General features: G+C 71.3%; 27 protein-coding genes. 5 read left to right on the plus strand and 22 right to left on the minus strand.

Annotated features, from left to right (window positions below; all coding sequences use genetic code 11):
• Positions 1-3: 3 nt before the first annotated feature.
• The 8 genes from ABD333_RS22950 to ABD333_RS22985 all read right to left on the minus strand — a co-directional run bounded on the left by ABD333_RS22950 (position 4) and on the right by ABD333_RS22985 (position 8698).
• Positions 4-645 carry a bifunctional DNA primase/polymerase gene (locus ABD333_RS22950; RefSeq protein ID WP_344544688.1) on the minus strand — a complete coding sequence of 214 codons (642 nt, stop codon included), beginning with the start codon at positions 643-645 and terminating at the stop codon, positions 4-6.
• Between the two features lie 472 nt (positions 646-1117).
• Complete coding sequence (gene hemB, locus ABD333_RS22955) at positions 1118-2098, minus strand: porphobilinogen synthase (RefSeq protein WP_344543994.1); 981 nt, start codon at positions 2096-2098, stop codon at positions 1118-1120.
• 25 nt (positions 2099-2123) lie between these two features.
• Entirely contained in the window at positions 2124-3728 is a 1605-nt protein-coding gene (locus tag ABD333_RS22960; RefSeq protein ID WP_344543995.1) for a bifunctional uroporphyrinogen-III C-methyltransferase/uroporphyrinogen-III synthase, read from the minus strand.
• A complete protein-coding gene (hemC, locus tag ABD333_RS22965; RefSeq protein ID WP_344543996.1) occupies positions 3715-4629 on the minus strand; it encodes a hydroxymethylbilane synthase in 915 nt (304 codons plus the stop codon). The genes ABD333_RS22960 and hemC overlap by 14 nt, the downstream gene beginning before the upstream one ends.
• On the minus strand, positions 4626-5954 hold the full coding sequence (locus tag ABD333_RS22970) for a glutamyl-tRNA reductase (RefSeq protein ID WP_344543997.1): 1329 nt from the start codon (positions 5952-5954) through the stop codon (positions 4626-4628). The genes hemC and ABD333_RS22970 overlap by 4 nt, the downstream gene beginning before the upstream one ends.
• A complete protein-coding gene (locus ABD333_RS22975) occupies positions 5951-6709 on the minus strand; it encodes a redox-sensing transcriptional repressor Rex (RefSeq protein WP_344543999.1) in 759 nt (252 codons plus the stop codon). Before ABD333_RS22975 ends, ABD333_RS22970 begins: the two co-directional genes overlap by 4 nt.
• Before the next feature lie 293 nt (positions 6710-7002).
• A complete protein-coding gene (locus tag ABD333_RS22980; RefSeq protein ID WP_344544001.1) occupies positions 7003-7248 on the minus strand; it encodes a glutaredoxin family protein in 246 nt (81 codons plus the stop codon).
• 7 nt (positions 7249-7255) lie between these two features.
• Positions 7256-8698 (minus strand): putative quinol monooxygenase, encoded by a 1443-nt coding sequence (locus ABD333_RS22985; protein WP_344544003.1) that lies wholly within the window; start codon positions 8696-8698, stop codon positions 7256-7258.
• Positions 8699-8894: 196 nt separating this feature from the next.
• On the opposite strand from ABD333_RS22985, the gene ABD333_RS22990 reads away from it, so the two are divergent.
• The 3 genes from ABD333_RS22990 (at position 8895) to ABD333_RS23000 (ending at position 10719) form a co-directional block, all read left to right on the plus strand.
• Positions 8895-9542 (plus strand): ECF subfamily RNA polymerase sigma factor, BldN family, encoded by a 648-nt coding sequence (locus ABD333_RS22990; protein WP_344544006.1) that lies wholly within the window; start codon positions 8895-8897, stop codon positions 9540-9542.
• Between the two features lie 100 nt (positions 9543-9642).
• On the plus strand, positions 9643-9834 hold the full coding sequence (locus tag ABD333_RS22995; protein WP_344544008.1) for a hypothetical protein: 192 nt from the start codon (positions 9643-9645) through the stop codon (positions 9832-9834).
• A gap of 9 nt (positions 9835-9843) precedes the next feature.
• Positions 9844-10719 (plus strand): HAD family hydrolase, encoded by an 876-nt coding sequence (locus ABD333_RS23000; protein WP_344544010.1) that lies wholly within the window; start codon positions 9844-9846, stop codon positions 10717-10719.
• Between the two features lie 225 nt (positions 10720-10944).
• On the opposite strand, the gene ABD333_RS23005 is transcribed toward ABD333_RS23000, so the two are convergent.
• From ABD333_RS23005 to ABD333_RS23030, 6 genes are all read right to left on the minus strand, one after another.
• Positions 10945-11871, minus strand: a complete 927-nt coding sequence (locus ABD333_RS23005) for a lysophospholipid acyltransferase family protein (protein WP_344544011.1) — start codon at positions 11869-11871, stop codon at positions 10945-10947.
• A 19-nt stretch (positions 11872-11890) separates the two neighbouring features.
• On the minus strand, positions 11891-12907 hold the full coding sequence (locus ABD333_RS23010) for an NAD-dependent epimerase/dehydratase family protein (protein WP_344544012.1): 1017 nt from the start codon (positions 12905-12907) through the stop codon (positions 11891-11893).
• A 47-nt stretch (positions 12908-12954) separates the two neighbouring features.
• A complete protein-coding gene (locus ABD333_RS23015; protein WP_018654693.1) occupies positions 12955-13053 on the minus strand; it encodes a 30S ribosomal protein bS22 in 99 nt (32 codons plus the stop codon).
• A 411-nt stretch (positions 13054-13464) separates the two neighbouring features.
• A complete protein-coding gene (locus ABD333_RS23020; protein WP_026414196.1) occupies positions 13465-13668 on the minus strand; it encodes a helix-turn-helix domain-containing protein in 204 nt (67 codons plus the stop codon).
• 347 nt (positions 13669-14015) lie between these two features.
• Positions 14016-14855 carry a phosphatase gene (locus ABD333_RS23025; RefSeq protein WP_344544013.1) on the minus strand — a complete coding sequence of 280 codons (840 nt, stop codon included), beginning with the start codon at positions 14853-14855 and terminating at the stop codon, positions 14016-14018.
• Positions 14855-16072, minus strand: coding sequence for an acetoin utilization protein AcuC (locus ABD333_RS23030; protein ID WP_344544015.1), 1218 nt, complete (start codon positions 16070-16072; stop codon positions 14855-14857). The genes ABD333_RS23025 and ABD333_RS23030 overlap by 1 nt, the downstream gene beginning before the upstream one ends.
• A gap of 403 nt (positions 16073-16475) precedes the next feature.
• Here ABD333_RS23030 and ABD333_RS23035 point away from each other — a divergent pair, with 403 nt between their 5' ends.
• Positions 16476-17384: an alpha/beta hydrolase gene (locus tag ABD333_RS23035; RefSeq protein WP_344544017.1), complete on the plus strand. Its 909-nt coding sequence runs from the start codon at positions 16476-16478 to the stop codon at positions 17382-17384.
• 73 nt (positions 17385-17457) lie between these two features.
• On the opposite strand, the gene ABD333_RS23040 is transcribed toward ABD333_RS23035, so the two are convergent.
• Positions 17458-17766 (minus strand): AzlD domain-containing protein, encoded by a 309-nt coding sequence (locus ABD333_RS23040; RefSeq protein WP_344544019.1) that lies wholly within the window; start codon positions 17764-17766, stop codon positions 17458-17460.
• On the minus strand, positions 17766-18449 hold the full coding sequence (locus tag ABD333_RS23045) for an AzlC family ABC transporter permease (protein WP_344544021.1): 684 nt from the start codon (positions 18447-18449) through the stop codon (positions 17766-17768). The genes ABD333_RS23040 and ABD333_RS23045 overlap by 1 nt, the downstream gene beginning before the upstream one ends.
• A gap of 46 nt (positions 18450-18495) precedes the next feature.
• Here ABD333_RS23045 and ABD333_RS23050 point away from each other — a divergent pair, with 46 nt between their 5' ends.
• On the plus strand, positions 18496-19077 hold the full coding sequence (locus ABD333_RS23050) for a helix-turn-helix domain-containing protein (RefSeq protein WP_344544022.1): 582 nt from the start codon (positions 18496-18498) through the stop codon (positions 19075-19077).
• A 55-nt stretch (positions 19078-19132) separates the two neighbouring features.
• Here the strand turns inward: ABD333_RS23050 and ABD333_RS23055 are convergent, their stop codons facing one another.
• The 6 genes from ABD333_RS23055 to ABD333_RS23080 all read right to left on the minus strand — a co-directional run bounded on the left by ABD333_RS23055 (position 19133) and on the right by ABD333_RS23080 (position 24863).
• Positions 19133-20320 carry an ABC transporter permease gene (locus ABD333_RS23055; RefSeq protein ID WP_344544023.1) on the minus strand — a complete coding sequence of 396 codons (1188 nt, stop codon included), beginning with the start codon at positions 20318-20320 and terminating at the stop codon, positions 19133-19135.
• A 10-nt stretch (positions 20321-20330) separates the two neighbouring features.
• Positions 20331-20969, minus strand: coding sequence for an ABC transporter ATP-binding protein (locus tag ABD333_RS23060; protein WP_410557041.1), 639 nt, complete (start codon positions 20967-20969; stop codon positions 20331-20333).
• 107 nt (positions 20970-21076) lie between these two features.
• Positions 21077-22465: an efflux RND transporter periplasmic adaptor subunit gene (locus ABD333_RS23065; RefSeq protein WP_344544025.1), complete on the minus strand. Its 1389-nt coding sequence runs from the start codon at positions 22463-22465 to the stop codon at positions 21077-21079.
• Positions 22466-22552: 87 nt separating this feature from the next.
• Complete coding sequence (locus ABD333_RS23070) at positions 22553-22975, minus strand: hypothetical protein (protein WP_344544026.1); 423 nt, start codon at positions 22973-22975, stop codon at positions 22553-22555.
• A gap of 88 nt (positions 22976-23063) precedes the next feature.
• A complete protein-coding gene (gene proC / locus ABD333_RS23075; protein ID WP_344544027.1) occupies positions 23064-23858 on the minus strand; it encodes a pyrroline-5-carboxylate reductase in 795 nt (264 codons plus the stop codon).
• Between the two features lie 84 nt (positions 23859-23942).
• On the minus strand, positions 23943-24863 hold the full coding sequence (locus tag ABD333_RS23080; RefSeq protein ID WP_344544028.1) for a proline dehydrogenase family protein: 921 nt from the start codon (positions 24861-24863) through the stop codon (positions 23943-23945).
• Positions 24864-24935: the final 72 nt, after the last annotated feature.

The following is a 24935-nucleotide window of genomic DNA, read 5'->3' on the forward strand; positions in this document are numbered from 1 at the left end:
TCCCTATTTGGTGGCCTCACAGCTGTCGGAGAGGACTTCGAGGAGCCGCAGCGGATCGGGCAGCGGCCCGCCGTCCGGCGCCTCGATCCAGGCGGTCTCACGGCCGTAGGGAAGCATCGACGGCGGGGCGACCACATAGCTGTCGCGGCAGTGCCAGCGCATGCCGGGCGTCTCGGCGACGGTCTCGGGCGAGCAGTCCAGATGGCAGGACCACCACTCGTCCTCGTCGGCGGGGGCGCCCCGGGTGGCCACGAAGAACAGATGACGGTCGCCGATGGTCGCGACCGGGCCGACTTGCAGACCGTCCCTGGCGATCCGCTCCAAAGCGGCGTCACCGGCGGCGGCCGGTACGTCGAAGACGTCGAACACCCGTCCGGTGGGCAGGATGATGTTGGCCTGCGGCCGCTCCGACCACCAGCGTTTCAACACCTCCGGGTCGGTCGAGGCCTGGATCGCCCAGGCGGCCGACACCGGATGGGCCCCCGGATCGGGACAGCCGATCCGATCACACGAACACGCACGGTCACCGTCGACCGGAGGATGGGCGCCGAGACTGCAGGGCCACCCCAGCTCGGCGTATTCGAGCGCGGCCGCGGCCGTCCGGCTCCGCGGCTTCTGCCGCCTTCCACCCGAGACCGCCAGCATCATCGCGCCCCCCTGTGCTCCTGGTCGAACGTGGCTCCTTCTTACAGATGATGCAGGTAACCGGTAGGAACGGACACGCCAACCCCCCAGAAACGGCCCTAAGTGACTAGACCCACGTGATCATCGGCAAAGAATCACAACCGCGCCCCGCAACACCGTGACCGCCTGACGCGTCCGCCATCACAACAGGCCTGCAACGCAACGCGCACAGTGAAGCCCAGACGCCCGTCACAGTCTGTGACACCAAAGACCGACCTCAACCATCACGCGAGCGCGCGACCGGGTCGGGAAGCGAGTCGAAGGCGAAGCTTCCCGAGAGATCGCGAAGCGATGCCGCCCTCCCGCTACGCCCCCCACCCAGCCACCCTTTCAAAGGGCAAGCTCCGCTTGGCAGCTGCTTTTGCGGTTCGGGCCCGAGGCGCTAGGCGAGGGCCTGAGGCCGCGAAAGCCAATAAACACAGCCGCGAAAGTATTAAAGAGAGCGGGCGACCTCTGTCGCCCAGTAGGTGAGGATGACGTCTGCGCCGGCGCGGCGGATGGCGATGAGGGATTCGTTGATGGTGCGGTCGCGGTCGAGCCAGCCCTTCTCGGCGGCGGCCTCGATCATCGCGTACTCGCCGCTGACCTGGTACGCGGCCACCGGCACGTCGACGGCGTCGCGCACCCGGCGGACGACGTCGAGGTAGGCGCCGGCCGGCTTGACCATGACCATGTCGGCGCCCTCGTCGAGGTCCAGGAAGACTTCGCGGAGCGACTCGTCGGCGTTGGCCGGGTCCTGCTGGTGGGTGGACCGGTCGCCGAACTGCGGGGCGCCCTCGGCCGCCTCGCGGAACGGGCCGTAGAACGCCGAGGCGTACTTGGTGGAGTAGGCGAGGACCGTGGTGTCCGGGTGGCCCGCCTTGTCCAGCGCGGCGCGGATCACGCCGACCTGGCCGTCCATCATCCCGCTGGGCGCCACCACCGCGGCCCCCGCGGCGGCCTGGGCTCCGGCGATGGCGGCGTAACGTTCGAGCGTCGCGTCGTTGTCGACCTCACCGGCCGGGGTGACGATGCCGCAGTGCCCGTGGTCGGTGTATTCGCACAGGCACAGGTCGGCCATGAGGACGATCGCGTCGCCGAGGTCGGAGTGCAGATCGCGCAGCGCCACCTGGACGATGCCGTCGGGGTCGTCGGCGGCCACGCCGACGCCGTCCTTCACCGCCGGGATGCCGAACAGCATGATGCCGCCGACGCCCGCCTCGGCCGCGTCGTGCGCGGCCTTGCGCAGGCTGTCGCGGGTGTGCTGGTAGACCCCCGGCATCGAGCTCACCGGATTGGGCTCGGCGATGCCCTCCTTGACGAACATCGGCAGCACCAGGTCGGCCGGGGCGAGCCGGGTCTCGGCGACCAGCCGGCGCAGCGCGGGGGTGCGCCGGAGCCGCCGGGGACGGGAGACGGGGAACTGAGCGGACATGACCCTTCTTTCCTCCGCGGAACGGCTACTTGCGGCGGCGGGCGCCCCGGCGCATCTGGCTGGGCTTGCGCAACGGGTCGCCGGCCTCGACCTGGGCGGCCCTCCGCTTCGCACCGTACTCCGCCAGGGCTTCGGCGAGCGCCGAAACCGACGGCTTGTCGGCCATCACGTCCACGCGCAGGCCGTACTCCTCGGCGGTCCTGGCGGTCTGCGGGCCGATCACCGCGATCACGGTGACATTGTGCGGCTTGCCCGCGATGCCGATGAGGTTCTTGACCGTCGAGGACGAGGTGAACAGCACCGCGTCGAAGCCGCCGCCCTTGATCGCTTCACGGATCGGCGCGGGCGGCGGCGCGGCCCGGACGGTCCGGTAGGCGGTGACGTCCTCGCACTCCCAGCCGAGATCGGTGAGCTTGGCGATGAGGGTGTCGGTGGCGATGTCGGCGCGCGGCAGCAGCACGCGGTTGATCGGGTCCAGATCCTCGTCGTAGGGCGGCCACACCTCGGCCAGTCCCTCGCTGGACTGCTGGCCGTCCGGCACCAGGTCGGGCTGGATGCCGAACTCCACGAGCGCGGCGGCGGTCTGCTCGCCGACGGCGGCGACCTTGAGCCCGGCGAACGCGCGGGCGTCGAGGCCGTAGTCGACGAACTTCTCCCGGACGGCCCTGACCGCGTTGGTGGAGGTGAAGACCACCCACTCGTAGCGGCCGGTCACCAGGCCCTTGACGGCACGGTCCATCTGCTGCGGCGTGCGCGGCGGCTCGACCGAGATCGTCGGCACCTCGTCCGGTACCGCGCCGTACGAGCGGAGCTGGTCTGACAGCGAGGCCGCCTGCTCCTTGGTGCGCGGCACGAGCACGCGCCAGCCGAAGAGCGGCTTGGTCTCGAACCACGACAGCCGGTCGCGCCAGCCGACCACGTCGCCGACGATGATCAGCGCGGGCGCCTCCATGCCCTTGGTGTCGGCGGCCAGCCGCTGCAGCGTGGAGACCACGGTCTCCTGCTCGGTGGTGGTGCCGAGGCTGGTCATCGCGGCGGGGGTCGTGTCCGGGCGGCCGACGGCGATCAGGCCCTTGGCCACCTCGCCGACCGTGCTCTCGGCGCCGAGGATCACCAGGGTGACGTCCGGCGCGGCGAAGGCCTCCCAGTCGACCCCGCCCTCGGCGGCGTCGACGATCCGGACCTCGCGGTGCTTGGCGTCGGTGAGCGGGATGCCCGCGTACCCCGGCACACCGGTGACGGCGGACACGCCGGGCACCACCTCGAACGGGACGCCGGCCTTGGCCAGCGCCCCGCCCTCGGCGGCCAGCCCGCAGGCCAGGGCGGGGTCGCCCTGGAAGAGCCGGACGACGCGCTTGCCGGTCTTGGCCGCCTTGGCGGCCAGCTTGGCGGGGTCGGCGTCGGCGGAGTCGAGGATCTCGGCGTCGGGGCGGCAGTGGGAGAGGACCTCGGGATGGACGGCGGCGCGGTTGACGACGACGGCGTCGGCGCGACCCAGCACGGCGGCGGCGCGCAGCGTCAGCAGGCCCGGATCGCCCGGGCCCATGCCGACGAGCGAGACCAGACCGGCCGCGGCACCGGCGGCCCGGTGGCCGTCCTTCTGCTCGGCGGGGCTCTTACTGGGGCTCAAGGCGCTCCCCCATCAACTGGTCGGCCCCTTGGCCGAGCAGCCGGGCGGCGAGATCGCGCCCCAGCCGTTCGGCCTCGTCGAGGTGGCCGCTTGCGGACAGCCGGACCTGACGGCTCCCGTCGTGCGCGACGACGGCCGCTGTCAGGTGCAACTTTTGTTCTACTTCGGCAGCGTATGCTCCCACAGGCGCCGAACATCCCGCTTCAAGCACTGCCAGCACCGTGCGTTCGGCGGTGACCGCGGCCCTGGTGGCAGCGTCATCGACCGTTCCAAGCAGCGCGCGCAGCTCGGTCCGGTCGGCGCGGCATTCGAGGGCCAGCGAACCCTGGCCGGGCGCGGGCAGCATCTGGTCGGGGTCGAAGATCTCGGCCACCGCCTCCAGCCGGCCGATCCGCGTCAGCCCGGCATAGGCCAGCACCACGGCGTCCAGCTCACCGTCGGTCACTTTGCGCAGCCGGGTGTCGGCGTTGCCGCGGATCGGCACCACGTCCAGATCCGGGCGCATCGCGCGCAGCTGCGCGACCCGGCGCGGCGAACCGGTGCCGACGCGGGCGCCAGGGGGCAGATCGGCCAGCTTGGCCGGGCCGCACAAGGCGTCGCGCGGGTCGTCACGGCGCGGGGTCGCGGCGAGGGCGATCCCCTCGGCCGGACCCGTGGGCAGATCCTTCAGCGAGTGCACCGCGAAGTCCACCTCGCCGGCGAGCAGCCTGTCCCGGAGCGCGTTGACGAAGACGCCGGTCCCCCCGATCTGTGCGAGCAGGGCCTTGGAAACATCACCTTCGGTCGTTACCCCGACCAGCTCCACGGCATGCCCCGTACGCTCCGACAATGCGTCGGCGACCAGCTGGGACTGGGTCGTCGCCATGAGGCTCTTGCGAGTTCCGAGCCTGAGTACGGTCACTTGCCGCTTCCTTCGATATCGGCTCGCGTCACGGCCTCGGGAGCCTTCGGGTCGAGGTCGAACAGCTCGCGGAGCGCGTCGGCGTAGGTGTCACCGCCAGGGGCGGCGGCCAGCTCCTTCACCCGCACGGTCGGCGCGTGCAGGAGCTTGTCCACCACCCGGCGCACGGTCTGGGAGATCTCTTTGCGGGCCTTGTCGTCCAGCTCGGGCAGCCGGCCGGTCAGACGGGCCAGCTCGGCCTCGACCACGTCCGCCGCCTTGCTTCGCAGCGCCACCACGGTCGGCGCCACCGCGGCGGCGCGGGCGGCGCCGAGGAACGTGGACACCTCGGCCGCGACGATGGTCCGGACGGCCTCGACGGCCTCCGGCCCGATCGCCTGAGCGGCCTGCTCGGCGGTCCGCAGCTCCGACAGCCCGGCGAGCGCCGCCCCGGGCAGGTCACGTACGCCCGGCTCGATGTCATGCGGCAGGGCGAGGTCGAGGAAGAACCGGCGGCGGCCGTGCCCGGTCGCGCCGGCGGCCTCCAGCTGCGCCCTGGTGATGACCAGCCCGGTGGCGCCGGTGCACGACACGATCAGCTCGGCGGCGGCCAGCTCCTGGTGGAGGTCGGCCAGGTCGATCGCGCGCGCGGCGACGCCGGCCGCGGTGGCGTCACCGGCCAGCCGGACGGCCTTGTCGTAGGTGCGGTTGGCGACCACGATCTCGCGGGCACCGGCCCTCGCCAGCGTGGCGACGGCCAGCCCGCTCATCGCACCGGCGCCCACCACCAGGGCGTTCACCCGGTCGAGCGGGCCGAGGTGCTCCCGGGCCACGTCCAGGCCCACGCTCACCAGGGACGCGCCGGCCTGGTCGATGCCGGTCTCGTGGTGGGCGCGCTTGCCCACCCGCAGCGCCCGCTGCAGGAGGTCGTGCAGGTCGCGGCCGATCGTGCCCTCGTCCTGGGCGTGCCGCAGGGCCGCCCGGATCTGCCCGAGGATCTGGCCCTCGCCGATGACCATCGACTCCATGCCGCAGGCCACCGAGAAGGCGTGCTGGACGGCACGGTCCTCGTAGTGCACGTACAGATGCCGGGAAAGATCGTCCAGCGGGATGCCGGAGTGCAGGGCCAGCAACTCGGAGATCGAGGAGACTCCGCCGTGGAACTTGTCGACCACGGTGTAGACCTCGACCCGGTTGCACGTCGAGACGATCGCCGTCTCGGCCACGTGCGGCGAGTCGTTGACCGCGTGCAGCAGCTTCCCGAGATCGTCGCCGGTCACCGCGGCCCGTTCGAGCATGGCCACCGGTGCGCTCTGATGGCTGAGGCCCACCACCAAGACGCTCATGCTTCTACCGCCTCCACATACTGCGTGGGCGTGGCCCCCCGCGGGGCGGCCGCCTTGCCGGCGGCGCCCTCCAGCGCGTCGAGGTCGTCCGGACCGCCCGCCTTGCGCTGCTCGTGGAACGCGAGGATCTGCAGTTCGATCGACAAGTCGACTTTACGCACGTCCACACCGTCTGGCACGGACAGGACGACGGGCGCGAAGTTGAGGACGCTCGTCACACCGGCGGCCACCACCCGGTCGCACACCTTCTGGGCGGCGCCCGCGGGCGTGGCGATGACGGCGATCGAGACGCCGCGCTCGCCGATGATGTCCTCCAGCCGGTCGATGTGCTCCACGGTGAGGCCGGAGATCTCCTCGCCCACGATGTCGGCGTCGGCGTCCAGGAGGCCCGCCACGCGGAAGCCGCGAGAGGCGAAGCCGCCGTATCCGGCCAGCGCACGGCCCAGGTTACCGACCCCGATGATTGCCACGACCCAATCCTGGGTCAGGCCGAGTTCACGAGAGATCTGGTAGACGAGGTACTCCACCTCGTAGCCGACACCGCGGGTGCCGTACGAGCCGAGGTGGGAGAGGTCCTTGCGGAGCTTGGCGGAGTTGACGCCTGCCGCGGCGGCCAACTCCTCTGAGGACACGGTGGCGACCCCGCGGTCCTGCAGGCTGTGCAACGCCCGCAGGTAGACCGGCAGGCGTGCGACGGTTGCTTCGGGAATGCCGCGATCGGCGCGATCGCGATTGCGGGTCTGTCGAGGTGTCACGGCCTGCTCTTCGGGGGCTCGACGCTTGGGGCGGGGCCCGAGAACCCCTCGCCCCGGGTCGGCCGGGACCGGCGGTGGTCCAGGGCTGTCCACCAGATTAAGCCTTTGTGAATACATGCACAAAGTCGCCCCCGGCGTACGAGACCCGTCGTCCCGGCGGCCGGATCGCCGAAAGCCCTGACCACGCTGGCTTCAGCGGCCGTGCCCGGACGCTCCCGGCCCACGGTACTCGTCCGGAAGATGTGACTGAGCAGACATTTCCGATTCGCTGGAATCACGGCCGCAGGGCCGCACTACCGGAGTTGCTGGACGGCCTTGCGCAGCCGTGCCTCGTCCACCCGCCAGAAGTCGTGCTGCACCCCGTTGATCAAGGTGACCGGGATGTGCTCCCAGTACTCCCGGGTGTCCTCCTCGGAGAGGGTGATGTCCCGTTCCTCCCAGCGGACGTCCAGCTCCGCCGCCACCCGCCGGATCACCTCCCGGGCGTCGTCGCACAGGTGGCAGCCGGGCTTGCCGAGCAGGGTGATGAGAACGTCCATGATCCGCTCACAGGCGAGGGTGGTCGGGCGCGGCCGGCGAGGGCAGCGGGGCCAGGTTGGCCGCGCCGAGCTTGAGCTCGATGACGTTGGTCGCCAGCACGTGGGTGCGGGACTCGGCGAGGAACCGCTGCAGGTGCGGCTGCTGCCGGTGGGACGCGAACGCCGGCTCGTCCCGGAACAGCTGGTAGAAGATCCGCTGCGTGGGGGCGTTGACCACCTCGTGGCAGGCGAAGATGAGAGTGTCCGGCTCGGCGGTGCGCGCCGCCCGGACGAAGTCCTCGGCCAGCCGGTCGAACGCCTCCTCCCGGCCGTCGAGCAGCGTGTAGACGGTGATCTGGCCGCACGCCTTGGACAGGTCGCCGTGCCCGAAGCCGCCGAGGGCGCCCCCGAGCGCGGCCCCGGCTCCGGCGAGGCCGACCGTACCCGCCAGGCCCGCCGCCCCCAGGGCGTTCGCGGCCAGCGAGCCGGCACCGAAACCGTCCAGCGCGTCGTGACCGGCGACCTTCATGTCGTCGATCGCGGTCGGCGCGGGCGGCTCGGGGAAACGCAGTTCGTCGCCCGCGGGCGGGTCGGGGAAGCGCAGCTCGCCGCGCTTGGTCGCAGGCTTGGGCGGCGGGCCGGGCGGGCCGGGCGGGCCGGGCGGGCCGGGCGGGCCGGGCGGGCCGGCCGCGACGGCGGTGTGCTGCGCGTCGACCGGCGGCGGGTGCGGGGCGGCATAGGCCTGATCCGCGTAGCCGGTGGCGGCCTCGTCGGTGTAGTCGTCGCCGGCGAAGCCCTCCTGGTCGTCGGCGTAGACCGGCAGGGTCCGCATCGCGCCGTACCAGACCAGCCCGGCGGCGGCCCCCAGGGCGACGACGGCGATCGGCCCGGGCAGGTAGCCGCGGGTGCCGGCGACGACCAGCACCCCGGCCAGCGCCACCAGCGCGATCGGGATGAGCAGCTCGTACGCCTCACGGTCCTGCTTGCTCGCCAGCAGAGCGGTGACGATGGCGCACGCGACGAGCGCGATGACCGCGACCAGATGCGCGCCGTTGATCAGCAGCGGCGGCAGCGCGTCGTAGATCTGGTCGGGCTTGGGAAGCTTCTTGCTGAACGAGCCGTGCAGCGGGTCCAGCAGGAGGATCACCGTGGCCACGACGGTGTAGGACACCGCGAACAGCCAGGCGGCGAACCGCACCTGGACGATCCGGGCGATCAGCTCGACCATGCCGAGCGCCAGCCAGACCGGTGCGATGAGCGCGCCGCCCAGTTCCATGACGCGAAACAGCGCGTCGTTGAAGCCGAGCAGGAACCCCAGCGCCATCGAGGCGAGGGCGACCGCGATCCCGACCGAGGTCAGCGACCACGCGATCAGGTAGAGCAGCCGGTCCTTGGAGGCGCGCGAAATGAGCAACCCGGTGGCCAGTAAAGCGCCAAGGGTCGCCGGCAGCGCGAGAATCGCTTCGACCATCGCGCCCCATGGTGCCCGATTCGGAGCGATGACGGGTAACCGCTCCCAAGGAAGTGCCGGGAACCACGACGTTCCGACCGTCCGATCGCCGCCCGCGGAAGGGGTTCGGCCACGCGCGCACCATTGCCTGGCGTACCCATCGGTATCTAGAGTGGCTTTTCACGCCGGAGGTCGCGTACGCCCCGAGGAGAACTGCATGAGCAGCTTGACCCTCGATGCCCGAGTGACGTTGTTTCGTCGACGTGCGTCCGGCCAGACCTCGCCGGCCGACACCGAGACCGCGGCGCGCGAACGCAGCGAGATCATCAAGGCGCTCGTCCTCCAGGCCCGCGACGGTGACGCCGAGGCGTTCGGCACCCTCTACGACCACTACGTGGAGCTGGTCTACCGGTACGTGTACTACCGGGTGGGCGGGCACTCCCTCGCCGAGGACCTGACCAGCGAGACCTTCCTCCGGGCACTGCGGCGCATCCGTGACTTCAACTGGCAGGGCAAGGACTTCGGCGCCTGGCTGGTCACCATCGCGCGCAACCTCGTCGCGGACCACTTCAAGTCCAGCCGCTACCGGCTGGAGGTCTGCACCGCGGAACTGCTCGAACCCGACCGGCCCCAGGAGGGCCCGGAACGGGCCGTGCTCGACTCGATGACCAACAAGACCCTCCTCGCCGCGGTCCGCAGGCTCGGCTCCGAGCAACAGGAATGCGTCGTGCTGCGCTTCCTGCACGGGCTTTCCGTCGCCGAGACCGCTCTGGTCATGGGAAAGAAGAGCGGAGCGATCAAGGCGCTGCAGTATCGCGCCGTCCGCTCGCTCGCCCGCATGCTCCCCGACGATCTTCGGTCCTGACGGCGTTCGCCGACCTACCGTCCGTTAACCGGGATCCCGTAACCACGCGCGTCCGTGCTCGTTCTTGCGGGCATAACGGAAGGGTGGATTGGTGGGGGGCATGAGAGCACGGCGGGCCAAGGGAGAGGGTGACGGCGGCAATCCGCTGTCAGGTCTGCAGGTGCGCAGGGCGGAACCGGATCCGGAATTCCGCGCGGTCCTGCGCGAGCGGCTGGTGACGGCGGTGCTGAACGGGGGTGAGGACCATCGCAATTCCGAGCGAACCGGCGGCCGGACGGAGGCTCTTGACTAGGCTCGGAGCATGCGTCGATTCTGGCAGCGCGAAAAGGAGCAGGACCCGGTGAGCGCGGGCGAGGCGGCCGCCGCCGCGGCGACCGCGGGCGAGCCGCTAGCCGAGCCCGATCCGACGGCCGCGGCGTTCTTCGACGTCGACAACACCATGATGCGCGGCGCCTCGATCTACTACTTCGCGCGCGGGCTGGCGAGCCGCAAGCTCTTCACGATGCGCGACCTGGCCTTGTTCGCCTGGGGCCAGGCCGCGTTCCGGCTGCGCGGCTCGGAGAACGCCGAGCACATCAGCAGCGCCCGCGAGGCCGCGCTGGCCTTCGTGGCCGGACAGAAGGTCACCGACCTCGTCCGGCTCAGCGAGGAGATCTACGACGAGGTGATGGCCGACCGCATCTGGCACGGCACCCGCACCCTCGCGCTCCAGCACCTGGACGCGGGCCAGCAGGTGTGGCTGGTCACCGCCACTCCCGTCGAGGTCGCGCGCACCATCGCCCACCGCCTCGGTCTCACCGGTGCCCTCGGCACCGTCGCCGAGACCAGGAACGGCGTCTACACCGGCCGCCTGGTCGGCAACCTCCTGCACGGCCCCGCCAAGTCCGAGGCCGTCCGCGCCCTCGCCCAGCGCGAGGGTCTCGACCTGAGCCGCTGCGCCGCGTACAGCGACTCGATCAATGACCTGCCGATGCTGACGGCGGTCGGTCACCCGCACGCCGTCAATCCCGACTCCGACCTGCGCGACCACGCCAAAGAGCACGACTGGCCGATCCACGACTTCCGTACCGGCCGCAAGGTCACCATGGTCGCCCTCCCCGCCGCTGCGGGCGCCGGCGCCCTGGCAGGCGGCGTAGCCGCAGGCATAGCCCTCCGCAAGCACTACAGCCGGTCCTGAAGCCGAGCCACTCAGCAACCACCCAGCAAGCCCAGCCACCGCGAACGCGCTACCTGAGCCGGAGCGAGCCGCAGGCGAAGCTTCGAGCGAAGATCGCGAAGCGATGTCGCGTTCCCTCCCGCTACGCCCCCCGCCCAGCCGCCCTTTCAAGGGACAAGCCTTGCTTGGCAGCCGCTTTTACGGTTGAGCGCCGAGCCGCCAGGCGAGGGGGTCAGGCCGTGAAAGCTAGAAAAATGCAGCTCCCCGGCGGAGCAGGGTGTCGTAGAGCATCTGCTGGACGTTCTCGCGGACGTGGTCGGTGAGGTTGAAGAGGGTCATGGGGTCGTCGGCGGCGGTCGCGTCGTACTCGTCCATGGGGATCGGCTCGCCGAACTGGATCATCCACTTGGACGGCAGCGGCACCAGGCCGAGCGGTCCGAGGAGGGGGAACGTGGGCGTGACCGGGAAGTAGGGCATGCCGAGCAGCCGCGCGAGCGGCCTGAGGTCGGCGATCTTGGGATAGATCTCCTCGGCGCCGACGATGGCGCACGGGATGATCGGCACGTTCGCGCGCAGCGCCGTCTCCACGAAGCCGCCGCGGCCGAAGCGCTGCAGCTTGTAGCGGTCGCCGAACGGCTTGCCGACCCCCTTGAAGCCCTCGGGGAAGACGCCGACGAGCTCGCCCTTGTCGAGGAGGCGGGCGGCGTCGGAATGGCAGGCCAGGGTGTGTCCCGCCTTGCGGGACAGGTGGCCGAGGACGGGCACCTGGTAGACGAGGTCCGCGCCGAGGAGCCGCAGGTCACGCTGGGCGTGGTCGTGCATCGCCACCGCGAGCATGATCCCGTCGATCGGCAGCGTGCCGGAGTGGTTGGCGACGATGAGGGCGCCGCCCTTCTCCGGGACGTTGTCGAGGCCGAAGAGCTCCACCCGGAACCAGCGCTCGTACAGGGCTCGGGCGACCGGCAGCAGGACCGACCGGTTGAACTCCGGGTCGAAGCCGAACTCGTCCACGTCGTACTCGCCCGCGAGCCGGCGGCGCAGGAACGCCAGGCCCGAGGCGAGCTTGCGTTCGACCGGGTTGCGCCGGGGCTCGTCGTCGTGCCGGGCCGCGTTCAGCGGAATGACCTGGGCGTCCTCGTCCGTGCCGCCGACCGGCTCGTGGTGCGCCTTCATGGGAACCTCCGTGGCATGGTCAGTCGCGGGCGAGGATCGCGGCCAGGCGGTCGATCAACTCGATCGGCACCGTCCGCCCCAGGCCCTGCGCCGAGACGAAGTCGGCGAACGCCGCCTCCGAGCCGTACTTGGGCCGCCAGGAGAGTTCGTTCTCCAGCCGGGACGTGTCGATGACCCGGCCGTACATCAGCCAGCGCAGCAACTCGGGCGAGAAGCCCGACAGACCACCGAAACGCCGTCCCAGGTCACCGAGCGCGGACACCGACGGCGCGGGCATGGGCACGTAGGAGCGACCGGCCCGGCGCAACGCCTGGGACAGCAGCAGTACCCCGTCTCCGGCGACGTTGAACGTGCCGGGATGGTCTTCGACCGTCATCCGCCGCAGCACCTCGATGCCGTCGTCCTCGTGCACGAACTGCAGCCGCGGGTCGTAGCCCAGGACCGTCGGGACGACGGGCATGCGGAAATAGCGGGTCAGCGGGGAGTCGACACCCGGCCCGAGGAAGTTGGCGAAACGCAGTACCGAGACCGTGAGATCCGACCGCCGGCGCAGCAGCCCCCGCACGTAGCCCTCGACCTCGACGGCGTCCTTGGCGTAGCCGGACGTCGGGGCCTCGACGGGCTCGTCGCGTTCGCTGAACAGCGCCGGGTTCATCGGCGAGGAGCCGTAGACGGCGGCCGAGGAACGCACGACGAGCTTGCGCGTGTCGGGCGACCGCTGGCACGCCGCCAGCAGCTGCATCGTGCCGATGACGTTGAATTCCTTCATCCGCGACCGCGGGCCGGACGGTGCGGTCACCAGATTGAGGTGAACGACCGTGTCGACCTCCGCGGCGGAGATCACCTTGGCGATGCTCGGCGTGCGGATGTCGACGCGCACGAACTCGGTGCGTCCGAGCGACGTCGTAGGGGGGACCGTGTCCACGCCGATGACCCGCTCGATGCCCGGGTCGGCCTGGAGGGTGTTCGCGACCCGCGCCCCTAGGAAACGGGACACACCCGTCACCAGTACGACGCGAGCCGCGGCGGAGGGCATAGAGGACACTGTGCGCCCCACCCCTTACGGCTGAGTAGCCTGCGTGTTTACTTCTTGTTACGACGCTGAATACGCGTCTTCTTCAGCAGCTTGCGGTGCTTCTTCTTAGCCATCCGCTTGCGGCGCTTCTTAATGACAGAGCCCACGAGACCTCGCTCGGCGTATCCGGAGTCGTACAGGAGAGGGACCTGCCACTCGGCGAATATCGACGAGTGCGCACGGTCCGCTGCCCAAGGGTACCGCTGCCCCGGTGCCGCTCTGGCCGCCGGTCGTCACCACGCCGTGATGGCCGCGGCTCGCGGACATGCCGATGCCCGGGTCGCCGCGGGCGCCCATGACGCCCCCGGCCTCCCGGGCGCCGGCTCCGGCGGCCTCGCCGAGGCCGCCGGCCGGTCGATGTCCCTGCCCTTCTCTCCATCCCCGTGTACTGCCGGCGGATTCCGTGCGCCTGCCCCCTGCACGGCCGGATGTGAAGAACGTCGCGGGGTCGTGGAGCATGACCCCGCCATACCCTCCGCGGACGGCGGGTACGCCTCCGTCGACGGCGATCGCCGTCTTTATCCGGCTTCGATGAACGCGTCGCGCAGATAGTCGTGAACGGCCTGCTCGGGAACCCGGAACGAACGTCCCACACGGATCGCGGGTAGCTCGCCTGAGTGGACCAGGCGGTAGACGGTCATCTTGGACACCCGCATCACCGCCGCCACTTCGGCCACAGTCAGGAACCTGACCTCACTCAGAGGTCGCTCGCCTGAGCTCATCGGACGCCCTCTTCCACACGTGCCGCGCACCGGCCCTTTGGGTGACTTTGATCACGCACGTGTACTTCCTCCAGCGTAAATCGTGTATCGACAGTCGCAAGAGGGGAGTTCCACCCAATTCCGTATCCCGCCCTGACGGAACAGCCACAGTCCGCTTCCGTACACAGCGTGGACATGACGGCACATGGCGTCACACCACGATCGCTTGTAAGCCAAAATCAGGCGATGACCTGCGACTCAGGTGTCATCGGCGCATTGGACCGGACCAACCGTCCCGGTACGGCCATCACGTCACACGCAGTGACCCCTGGGCGCCCGTTCCGCCACGCGCGCGGGCCCTCCGCACGTCAGTCCAAGCCCGCCCGGTTCAGCAGATAGGCGGTCAAAGGCGCGTAATGGTGCGGCGATACGCCGTCGTCGAGGGGCACCACCACGTCGATCTTGCCTTCGTCGGCCCCGGCGAACAGCGCTGGATCGTTACAGTCCGCGAAGCCGACGGTGTCGATGCCCGCCTGCCCGGCCGCGCCCGCCCAGCCGTGATCGGCGATGGCCAGATCCGGCCAACTGTTCCGTTCGAGTTCCCGAGATCCCTCTGCCGGAGTAGTGGCGGCCGCCAGTTCGGCGAGCATCGCCTCCATCGGCGCGGCGTCGTGGGTGTGGTGCGTGCGCCCGTCCTCCCCCTCCAGCATCGCCACTCCCTCGGGTGTGTAGACGATGCGTCTCGGCTCGGCGCCGAAAGAGCCCTCGATCTCGTACGTCCAGCCGGCCGCTGGGGTCAGGATCGGGCAGCCGCGCTCGGCGAGGGCCTGCGCCACCGCCTGGTAGACCGGCGTGAGGGTGGCGGGGTGCCCCGTGGCCAGCACGACGCGCTCTCCGCGTTGGGCGGCGAGGCCGATCCTGTCGCCCATCGCCTCCAGCGCGCCGATGGTGAGCTCGGGGTCGATCGTGTCGTCCCCATACAGGTGCAGCGGATCGGGGGCGACGCCGCAGCGTTCGATCATGACCCGCAGGATCTCGCGCTCGGTCCAGCCCGGCTTGAGGTCCAGCCCGAACAGGTAGTACGGGTTGCGCGCCGCCATCCGCCGGTAGTGCAGCAGGTTGTTCTGGCGCGGCGTGGCCACGTCACCGGCGATCATCGTGCGCACCAGGTGGGCGCGCAGCTCGTCGCGCGTCGGAACGGCCGCCATCAGAGGTCCATCATGGGGTCGAGGCCGTGCTCGGGGAACACCGCCCGCCGGGTCGCCAGCACCGCCTGGTCGACCGGGTTCGCCGGATCGTAGCCTTCGCCCCACGTGCGCACCTCCACCGTGCTCGTCCCGTCCGTCATGCGCCGCGGCGCGATCTCCCCGGTCCGTTCGCGGACGAACGCCCGCCATGGCTCCGGGGTGTCCGTCGCGGGGTCGATCGGACGCCCCGCGGCCTCGGCGAGCAGGTGTGTCCACGCCCGCGGCACCACCTGGACCAGCTCGTATCCCCCGCCGCCGGTGGCCAGCCAGCGGCCGCCGGAGACCTCGTGGGCCAGCCGGTGGAGCGCCGCGTACGCCGTCCGCTGCCCGTCCACGCTGAGGGACAGGTGCGCGAGCGGGTCGAGCTCGTGGCTGTCGCAGCCGTGCTGGGTGACCAGCACCTGCGGCCTGAACTCGCGCAGCAGCGGCGGCACCACGGCGTCGAACGCGCGCAGCCACGCGGCGTCGCCCGTGCCCGGCGGCAGCGCCACGTTGACCGCCGAGCCGTGCGCACCCCGACCGCCGATCTCGGTGGGGAAGCCGGTGCCCGGGAAGAGCGTGCGAGGCGTCTCGTGCAGGCTGATCGTGAGCACCCGCGGGTCGTCGTAGAAGGCCGCCTGCACCCCGTCGCCGTGGTGCACGTCCACATCGACGTACGCGACGCGTTCGGCGCCGTTCTCCAGGAGCCAGGCGATGGCGATCGCCACGTCGTTGTAGACGCAGAAGCCGCTCGCCGCGCCGCGCATCGCGTGGTGCAGCCCGCCGGAGACGTTGGCCGCGTGCTCGGTCTCGCCGGCCCACAGCGCGCGGGCCCCGGCCACCGACGCCCCGGCCACCAGGGCCGAAGCCTCGTGCATTCCAAGGAAGACCGGGTTGTCCGCGGTGCCGAGGCCGTGCTTGAGCTCCGGCAGCCCGGTCGCGCCCGCGTGGCGCACCGCGGCGATGTAGGCGTCCTCATGGACGAGGCCGAGCAGCTCGTCGCCGGCGGAGGCGAACCCCTCGACGGTCACGTTCGGCGCTTCCAGCAGGCCGTACTCGCGGGCCAGCGCCATCGTCAGCTCGACCCGGACCGGGTTGAGCGGATGACTCGGCCCGAAGTCGTACGAGATGAGCTGGTCGTCCCAGAAGACCTCAAGCCCGCAGTTCCGGGGTGATGGGGGCGAATCGGCGCTGCTCATGACCTCACGGTATCGCTTTGTCCACAGCCACTTACTCGTGGCCTGGATCACATCCGGGCCCTGGCGATCGCCGTGACAGGCCCCAAACCTCTGACACTGACACAAAGTTGTTACGTGAACTATCCGGAAAAAAGGGCATCTAAGTAACACGAAGGAAACAAAGCCAGCTGGGGTGTAGATGGACCCGATCGCCTCGAAAGACCTGCCGGCAGAGGTCACGCCTCTGCCGGGAGTCGCAGCCGCCCCCCGCCATCCGGCCGCACGCACCGCGCTCCCGCGCACCCCGCAGCCTCCGCACACCCCGCAGTCTTCGAGTACGCCGCCCTACGCGCGACGCCCGACGGTACGCAGCCGTGCCATTTCCCAGGCACTGCGGCTCAGCCTGCGCCCTTTCATCCATCATGTGCCGAGTTATGCCCGAGGCCTGCGGACCGCCCGTTCCACCGTGGACGCCGCGGCCCTGCTCGTGCCGGTGTCGCGGAGCGCGCGGATCAAGCCGCTGGTCGATCCCCAGGTGGAGACCGGCCGCGACGAACGCCCGATCCTCGGTGAATGGGTCACCTCGCGCAACGGCGAGCGCCGCGGCGACGGAGCGATCCTCTATCTGCACGGGGGCGCGTACGTCGTCTGTTCTCCCCGGACCCACCGGCCCATCACGACGCGGCTGGCCGTGGAGACCGGGCTTCCGGTCCTGGTGCCGCGCTACCGAATGGCACCCGAGCACCCGTTCCCCGCGCCGCTCGAAGACGCCCTGGCCGCCTACCGCTGGCTGCTGGCCCGCGGCATCCCGGCGAACGGCATCGTCATCGCGGGCGACTCGGCGGGCGGGCACCTCGCCGCGTCCCTCACCGGCGAGATCTGCCGGGTAGGGCTGCCCCGCCCAGCGGGCACCGTGCTCTTCTCACCCTGGGTCGATCTCACCTGCGAGCTGTCCACGGCGGAGCAGCGCCGCGCCCGCGACCCGTACATCAGCGCTTACGCGGCCCGCCGGGTCGCGCGCCTCGTAGTGGGGCCGGCCGGATTCGACGACCCGCGGCTGGCCCTGCTCACCTGCCCCTGGGACGAGACGTCGCCGTTCCTGATCCAGGTGGGCGGCGCCGAGGTCCTGCGGCCCGAGGCCGAGGCGTTCGCCGAGGCGCTCACGAGCGCGGGCGTCACCTGCGAGCTTCAGGTCTGGAAGGGCCAGATGCACGTGTTCCAGATCCTCAACCGTGTCCTGCCGGAGGCGAGCGCGGCCATGCGCGAGACGGCCCGTTTCATCGGGGAGGCCGTCGCCACGGCGTCGGCGGCCGGGTCGGAAGCCGTCGCCTGACGAACGGACTTGAAGCACCTCCGCCGATCGCCTGGTGCCCCCGACCGCGGTCCGTGGAGGTGCTTCGCCAATCTCAGGGAACGCCGCAGAGGCGGAGCACGGCCGTGGTCGCCGCGGCGGCGATGACGATCACCGGGAACGGCGCGCGGCGGACGGCCAGGACACCCGCGACGAGCACCCCGGCCGGTCTCGCCCAGCCGGCGAAGCCATGGCCCTCGGTGAGGGTGGCGGTGACCACCAGTGTGATCAGCAGGACGGCCGCGGCCACGGGCAGGAGCCGCCGCAGCCGGTCGGGGATCTCCAGACGGTCCTGGAAGACCGGGCCGGCCAGCCGGAACGCGTAGGTCCCGGCGGCCAGCACGACGATGGCCAGCAGCGGCATCAGCGAGCCACCTCCCGCCTTCTCAGCCCGGGGACGTAGAGCACCAGCCCGGCGAGCGCGAGCAGCACCGGCACTCCGGCGGGGAGCAAGGGCGTGGTCGCGAGCGCGACGGCGGCGCCCAGCAGGGCGGCGTTCCGGGTGCTCCGGTCCCGGAGGGCGGGCAGGACGAGCGCGAGGAGGACGGCGGGGAACGCGGCGTCGAGGCCGAGGGCGCCGGTGTCCCCGATGATCTCGCCGGCGAACGCGCCCAGCACGACCGCGACGTTCCACACCACGAACAGGGCGACGCCGCAGGTCCAGAACGTGGCCCGGCGGCGGCGCCGGTCGGAGTGGCGCAGGGTGAACGCGACGGCCTCGTCCATGATCAGATGTGCGCCCAGAAGCCGCCCGCGGCCCGCCAGCACGTCGGAGACGGCGAAGCCGAACGGGAGCAGCCGGGCGTTGAGCACCAGGCCCGTCACGACGGCCGCGACGGCGCCGCCGCCGGAGAGCACGACGCCGATCGCGGCGAACTGCGCGCCGCCCGCGAACACCAGCAGCGACATGGCGACGGGCACCCACGCGTCGAGCCCGCCGGAGACGGCGATGGCGCCGAACGACGCGCCGACGAGCGCGTCCGCGACGCAGACCAGCGCGATGTCGCGGAGGGTCTCGCGATCGAGTGTTCGCCAGAATGAACGCATGTCCATTAGAATGGTCAAGCCTCTCTCGGTTCGTCAAATCGAACCCTTGGACGTCTGGAGCGAACACTTGGAGCAGCAGCAGGGACCGCCCCTCGACCTCATCGCGGCCTCGATCCGGCGGGAACGCGAACGCGCCGGCCTGTCCCAGACCGAGCTGGCCCGGCGCGCGGGCATCGCCAAGTCCACGATGTCCCAGCTGGAGTCGGGCGCCGGCAATCCGAGCGTCGAGACGTTGTGGGCGCTCGGCGTCGCGCTGGGCGTGCCGTTCAGCAGGCTGGTCGAGCCGCCGCGCCGCAACGTCCAGGTGATCCGCGCCGGCGAGGGCCCGGTCACCCACTCCGAGCAGGCCGACTACGCGGCCACGCTGCTGGCGTCGTGCCCGCCCAACGCCCGCCGCGACCTCTACCGGCTGGACGTGCGGCCCGGCGAGCCACGGATCTCAGCGCCTCACATGCCCGGGACGTCCGAGCACCTCGTGCTCGGCACGGGCCGCGCGCTGGCCGGGCCGACGGAGGAGCCCGTCGAGCTCGGACCCGGCGACTACGTGAGCTATCCGGGCGACGCGCCCCACATCTTCCGGGCGCTGGAGCCGGGCACCACGGCGGTCATCGTGATGGAGCACGTCTGACGTCGTGTCATTCGGTGCGCGTGTCATTCGGTGCGCGTGTCATTCGGTGCGCAGGTCATTCGGTGCGCAGGGCGATGACCGGGTCGAGACGGCCCGCCCGCCGCGCCGGAACGACGCCGAAGAAGATGCCCACCCCCGCCGAGACCACGAACGCGAGCACGGGCGACCACCAGGTGATCGCGGCCGGCACGGGCGACGCCTCCGCGATCGCGAGGGAGAGCCCGGCCCCGAGCAGGATGCCCGCCGTGCCGCCGATCGTGGTCAGCAGCACGGCCTCCACCAGGAACTGGGCCAGCACGTCGCGCTGCCGGGCGCCCAGGGCCTTGCGCAGCCCGATCTCCCGCGTCCGCTCCCGCACGCTGACCAGCATGATGTTGGAGACCCCGACCCCGCCGACCAGCAGGGAGATCGCGGCGATCGCGGCCAGCACGCCGGTGAGCGCGCTCAGCACGGTGCCGATGGTGCCGAGCAGCTGGGTCTGCGTGATCGCCGAGAACTGCTCGCCCTGGTACTTGCGCTTCAGCGCGTCCACCACCTCCCGCTGGAGGCGCGGGATGTCCCCGCTGGCCGACGCCCGGATGGCGATGAAGTCGACGCGTTCGATGCCGAACATCCGCTGCGCGGTGGTGACGGGCACATGCACCTCGGAGTCCCGGGCCTGCCCGAACGTCTGGCCGAGCTCCTCGAAGACACCGACGACGCGAAAGCGCGTGCCGCCGGCGATCGCGATCTGGCGCCCGACCGGATCGACGTCGCCGAACAGCCGCCGGGCGATGTCGGAGCCGAGGACGACGACGCGGCGGCGCGTCTCCACGTCGATCTTGCTGAGGTGACGGCCACGGCGCAGGGGCCGGTCGAAGACCCGGTGGGTGTTCTCGTTCACTCCCACGACGCCGGAGAACGTCTCGGCGCGTCCGGCCCGTACGGTCTCGCTGGAGTTGAGGGCGACGGCGATCCGCCCTTCCTCGCCCGTGACCCGCTCCAGGTAGTCGACGTCCTCCAGCTGCATCCGGCTGATCGTGGGCGCCGAGCCGAACGAGAACTCCCCCGGCGCGACGAAGATGATGTTGGAGCCGAGTCCCTCGATCTCGCTCTCCACCAGGTCGCGGGCGCCGGTCCCGATCGCCACCAGCACCACCACCGCCGCGACCCCGACGACCACGCCGAACATCGTCAGCGCGCTGCGCAGCCGGTTGACCCGCAGCGCCTCCAGCGCCACCCGGAACGACTCGCCGAGCCTCATGAGCCCGGCCTCACGAGACGTCGCGTTCGATGAGGCCGTCGCGGATGTGGATCTGCCGCCGGGCGCGTCCGGCCACGTCCGGCTCGTGCGTGACCAGGACGATCGCCACGCCCTGCTCGGTGTTGAGCCGTTCGAGCAGATCCATCACCTCATGACCGGTACGGGTGTCGAGGTTGCCGGTGGGCTCGTCCGCCAGCACCACCCCGGGATCGCCGACCAGCGCCCGCGCGATCGCCACCCGCTGCTGCTCGCCGCCCGACAGCTGGCTGGGACGGTGAGCGAGCCGGTGCGCCAGGCCGACGGTGTCGAGCGCGGAGGTGGCCCGCCGCCGCCGTTCGCCGCGCCCCACCCCGCGGTAGACCAGCGGGAGCGCCACGTTCTCCCGCGCGCTCGTCCGGGCCAGCAGGTGGAACGACTGGAAGACGAACCCGATCCGCGAGTTGCGGAGCTCGGCCAGTTCGGTCTCGCTGAGCTTCGCGACGTCCTTGCCGCCGATGCGCAGGAGCCCGCCGGTCGGGCGGTCGAGACAGCCCAGCAGGTGCATGAGCGTGGACTTGCCCGATCCCGAGGGACCGAGGATCGCGACGAACTCGCCCTCGTCGATGCGCACGTTCACGCCGCGAAGGGCCGTCACCTCCACGCCGTCCATCCGGTACGTGCGGGTGACGTTCACCGCTTCGAGCGCCGCGTGCGCCCGTTCGGGCGCGGGCTTGGGCGCGGGCTGGCGCTCGTGTGCCGGCTCGGGCGCGGGCTCGGTCACGAGGAGAGCTCCTGGCCCTGCCGGATCGCGTCGGCGCCGCGGACGACGACCTCCTCGCCCTCCCTGAGGCCGCGGGTGACCTCGACGGTGGTGTCGCCCTGGGCGCCCAGCCGGACCACGCGCCGCTCCGCCCGGCCGCCGACCACCGCCCACACGACCGACTCCCGGCCGCTGCTGACGATCGCCGCGGAGGGCACCGACAACACGTCCGTCACCTCGCGTACGCGCAGGTTGACCACCGCGCTCATCCCCGGCTTGGGCATGGGCGCCCGGCCGCCGCCGGAGAGGGTGCCCTCCTTGAGGACGAGCGTGACCTTGTACGTGACGCCGCCGCCGGTGGACTCCTTCGGGGTGACGCCGATGCCGGTGACCTCGGCGGTGTACGTGCCGCCCTGGACGGCGTCGAACTCCACGTCGGCGTCGACGCCCTCCCGGATCTGGAGGACGTCGGTCTCGTCGACGTCGGCGGAGAGGGACAACCGGGACACGTCGGTGACCGTGACCACCGCGTCGCCGCCGGAGACCGGGGCGCCCGTCGCGACCGAGGAGGCGTCCTTGGCGCCACCGCCGCCGAGACCGCCGAGACCGCCCAGCGCCGCCAGGCCGGACGCGGCGGAACCGCCCGCGCCGCCCTGCCCGGAGAGTTGCTGCGGCAGCCGGCCCGCCAGGTCGCCGAGGCCGCCCCCGCCGCCCGCCGGGCCGCCCAGGCTGACGACGCCGTCGAACGGCGCCTTGATCGTGAGGGCCTTGACGGTCCGTTCGGCGGCCCGGACGGCGGCGCGCGTCTGCACCCGCTGGGCCGCGGTGATCGAGGAGAAGGCGTTGCCGACGCTGCCGAGCCCCGCGTTCAGGCGGGCGACGGCGTCGCGGGCGGCCGCGGCGGCGGCCTGGTACTCGCCCTCGGCGCGGGCGATCCCGGCGAGGACGAGCGCGCGTTGCCGCAGGTCGGGGATCTTCAGGGCGACCTTGCGGGCGGCGGCGAAACCCCGTCGCGCGCTCCGGTCGGTCCTACGCTGCAAGCCCGACATGTCGAGGGCGGCGGGCATGCTGACGCCGCCTCCGGCCAGCGAACCGTCGGCCTCACGGGCCTGGGCGAGCTGCTCCCGGGCCGTGGGCGAACCGATCCTGGCGAGGACGTCGCCCTCCCGCACGCGGTCGCCGTCCCCCACGTACAGGCGCTCGATCGTGCCCTCGGCGGACGCGCGCAACGTCGCGGAGGCACGCGCCGAGACGGTGCCGGGAGCCTCGACGACCTCGGCGACATCGGAACGTGCCACCTTGCCCAGCCGCACGCGGTCGGACTCGTCGTCGCCGCTGCAGGCACTGAGCTGGGCGGCCAGCAGCACGGCGACCGCGACCGCGGGGAGGTAACGCCGCACTGACATGCGCGTCATCGTAAAAGCGTGCCGATCGATCTCCACCCGGCTGACCTCTCCCGGTCAAAGGGTGAGATCTGCGTCACCTTCCGGGCCTCACGTCCTGGAGGCGTGGTCCGCCGCGTCGCGCCGCGTCCCGGTACGCACGGTGAAGAAGCCGGCCAGCGCCGCGAGCGCGGCGATGCCCTCACCGACAAGGCTGATCGTCTTCTCGCCGTACCAGCCATGGTCGTACATGTCCGGGAGCGGGCCGAGGGCGCCCACGTCCACGTAGTAGTAGAGGAGCAGCGCCCCGACCGCACTCGCCGCCACCACGAAGGCGATCGCGTAGGTCACGCGGTTGGCCAGCACGAGCACGAGCAGCCCGGCCAGGGCGGCGACGATCGCCTGGGCGCGGAAGAGCACGTCACCATCGATGGAGCCGCCCTCCACGAACTTCATGTCGGGGGCGAACCGCCAGTGGGCGTAGGCGTCGGCGGCCAGGCCGGCGGCCACGAGCAGGCGCAGCAGAAGTCCCATATCCACTACACGGCCACAATGCCCATTCCGGATCAATGGCCGCGCGGAATTATCCGTCCGCGGCGTTCGGGCCGCGCGAGAAGTGGGATCAGCCGCCGGCGAGCTCGCGCCCGCGGTCGCGGGCGGCCTCGATGGCCTCCAGCACGGCGGCCCGTACACCGTGCTTCTCCAGCTCGCGGATCGCCGCGATGGTCGTGCCTCCCGGCGAGGTCACCGCCTCGCGCAGCAGCACGGGGTGCTCGCCGGAGTCGCGCAGCATGACCGCGGCGCCCACGGCCGACTGGATCACCATCTCCAGCGCGGCGGCGCGCGGCATGCCGAGCAGGATCCCGGCGTCCACCATCGCCTCGACCAGGTAGTAGAAGTACGCCGGTCCGCTGCCCGACAGCGCGGTCGCGCCGTCCTGCAGCGACTCGGGGATGCGCAGCACCTTGCCGACCGGGCTCAGCAGCTCCTCGGCCAGCTTGAGGTGCTCCTCGCCCGCGTGCGACCCGGCCGAGATCACGCTCATCGCCTCGTCCACGTGCACCGGGGTGTTGGACATGACGCGGACGACCGGCACGCCCTCGGGCAGCCGGGCCTCGATGAACCCGGTGGTGATGCCGGCCGCCATCGAGATCACGAGCCGGCCGGCCGGGATGTGCCCGCCTATCTCGTCCAGCAGCACGCCCATGTCCTGCGGCTTGACCGCCAGGACCAGCACGTCGGCGGTCGCGGCCGCCTCGACGTTGGTCGCGATCTCGATGCCGTAGCGCTCGCGCAGCAGCGCGCCGCGCGCCTCGCGGCGGGCGGTGGCCATCAGCTCGGCGGGCCGGCGGCCGGCCCGCAGGACTCCGGACAGCAGGGCCTCGCCCATCTTTCCGGCACCCAGAATCGCGATCATTTTCGACACCTCAGACAGGGAACGGACGCTCCCCAGCCTAGGGTGTGTCTCGGAGCCGACGTGTCTCGCAGCCGGCGCGCGTGCTCAGGACTTGCTGGCCAGCGACCTGAGGAAGAAGCCAAGGTTGGCTGGGCGCTCGGCCAGACGGCGCATGAAGTAGCCGTACCACTCCTGGCCGTACGCGACGTACACGCGCATCTGCGCTCCCTGGGCGGCCAGGCGGCGCTGCTCCTGCGGGCGGATGCCGTACAGCATCTGGTATTCGAAGCTCTCGGGCTCACGCTCGTTCAGTACGGCGAGCGCACCGGCGATGTCGATGAGCCGAGGGTCATGCGTGGCGAGCATCGGGTAGCCCTTGCCTGCCATCAGAACCTTCATGCAGCGCACGTACGACTTGTTGACCTCGTCCTTGCTGCCGAAGGCCACGTCCTCTGGAGCGGCGTAGGCGCCCTTGCAGAGCCGTACGCGAGACCCCTCGTACGCGAGCTCGGCGCAGTGCTCCTCGGCCCGCCGCAGATAGGACTGGATGACGGCGCCCGTGTCGGGGAAGTCACGGCGCAGCTCATGCAGGATGCGCAGCGTGGAGTCGACCGTGGTGTGGTCTTCCATGTCCAAGGTGACCGTGGTGCTCGCCTGACGGGCCGCGGTGCAGATGCGGCGCGCGTTCTCCAACGCCAGGTCCTCGTCGAACGCCTGGCCGAGGGCGGTGAGCTTGACCGAGACCTCGGCCCGCGTGCCCAGCCCGGCCCCGGCGAGCCGGTCGAGCAGCTCGACGTACCCCTTGACGGTCGCCTCCGCCTGCCCGGCGTCGAGGGTGTCCTCCCCGAGCACGTCCAGGGTGACGAGCAGGCCCTCGCCGGTGAGCGACTCGGTGGCGCGCAGGGCGTCATCGACCGACTCGCCCGCCACGAAGCGGTGCACGACATCGCGCGTGAGAGGCGCGGTCTCCACGAGTTTGCGTACGCCGCCACTGCGCGACGCGACCAGCAGGGCCTGACGAAGCACTTCAACATCCCCTTGTCCGGTCGGACGACTCTGTCCGGCCTTCTCCAGGTTAATGCCCGGAAGGGAGCGGAG

This window comes from Actinomadura fulvescens, assembly GCF_039533225.1.
Taxonomy (GTDB): domain Bacteria; phylum Actinomycetota; class Actinomycetes; order Streptosporangiales; family Streptosporangiaceae; genus Spirillospora; species Spirillospora fulvescens.

Excerpts from the sequence above, each read along its gene's own strand:
- ABD333_RS22950 (WP_344544688.1), bottom strand. The coding sequence starts at position 645 with ATGCTGGCGGTCTCGGGTGGAAGGCGGCAGAAGCCGCGGAGCCGGACG.
- hemB (WP_344543994.1), bottom strand. The coding sequence starts at position 2,098 with ATGTCCGCTCAGTTCCCCGTCTCCCGTCCCCGGCGGCTCCGGCGCACC.
- ABD333_RS22970 (WP_344543997.1), bottom strand. The coding sequence starts at position 5,954 with ATGAGCGTCTTGGTGGTGGGCCTCAGCCATCAGAGCGCACCGGTGGCC.
- ABD333_RS22980 (WP_344544001.1), bottom strand. The coding sequence starts at position 7,248 with ATGGACGTTCTCATCACCCTGCTCGGCAAGCCCGGCTGCCACCTGTGC.
- ABD333_RS22985 (WP_344544003.1), bottom strand. The coding sequence starts at position 8,698 with ATGGTCGAAGCGATTCTCGCGCTGCCGGCGACCCTTGGCGCTTTACTG.
- ABD333_RS22990 (WP_344544006.1), top strand. The coding sequence starts at position 8,895 with ATGAGCAGCTTGACCCTCGATGCCCGAGTGACGTTGTTTCGTCGACGT.
- ABD333_RS22995 (WP_344544008.1), top strand. The coding sequence starts at position 9,643 with ATGAGAGCACGGCGGGCCAAGGGAGAGGGTGACGGCGGCAATCCGCTG.
- ABD333_RS23000 (WP_344544010.1), top strand. The coding sequence starts at position 9,844 with ATGCGTCGATTCTGGCAGCGCGAAAAGGAGCAGGACCCGGTGAGCGCG.
- ABD333_RS23005 (WP_344544011.1), bottom strand. The coding sequence starts at position 11,871 with ATGAAGGCGCACCACGAGCCGGTCGGCGGCACGGACGAGGACGCCCAG.
- ABD333_RS23010 (WP_344544012.1), bottom strand. The coding sequence starts at position 12,907 with ATGCCCTCCGCCGCGGCTCGCGTCGTACTGGTGACGGGTGTGTCCCGT.
- ABD333_RS23020 (WP_026414196.1), bottom strand. The coding sequence starts at position 13,668 with ATGAGCTCAGGCGAGCGACCTCTGAGTGAGGTCAGGTTCCTGACTGTG.
- ABD333_RS23025 (WP_344544013.1), bottom strand. The coding sequence starts at position 14,855 with ATGGCGGCCGTTCCGACGCGCGACGAGCTGCGCGCCCACCTGGTGCGC.
- ABD333_RS23030 (WP_344544015.1), bottom strand. The coding sequence starts at position 16,072 with ATGAGCAGCGCCGATTCGCCCCCATCACCCCGGAACTGCGGGCTTGAG.
- ABD333_RS23040 (WP_344544019.1), bottom strand. The coding sequence starts at position 17,766 with ATGCCGCTGCTGGCCATCGTCGTGCTGGCCGCCGGGACCTACGCGTTC.
- ABD333_RS23045 (WP_344544021.1), bottom strand. The coding sequence starts at position 18,449 with ATGCGTTCATTCTGGCGAACACTCGATCGCGAGACCCTCCGCGACATC.
- ABD333_RS23055 (WP_344544023.1), bottom strand. The coding sequence starts at position 20,320 with ATGAGGCTCGGCGAGTCGTTCCGGGTGGCGCTGGAGGCGCTGCGGGTC.
- ABD333_RS23060 (WP_410557041.1), bottom strand. The coding sequence starts at position 20,969 with ATGGACGGCGTGGAGGTGACGGCCCTTCGCGGCGTGAACGTGCGCATC.
- ABD333_RS23065 (WP_344544025.1), bottom strand. The coding sequence starts at position 22,465 with ATGTCAGTGCGGCGTTACCTCCCCGCGGTCGCGGTCGCCGTGCTGCTG.
- ABD333_RS23070 (WP_344544026.1), bottom strand. The coding sequence starts at position 22,975 with ATGGGACTTCTGCTGCGCCTGCTCGTGGCCGCCGGCCTGGCCGCCGAC.
- proC (WP_344544027.1), bottom strand. The coding sequence starts at position 23,858 with ATGATCGCGATTCTGGGTGCCGGAAAGATGGGCGAGGCCCTGCTGTCC.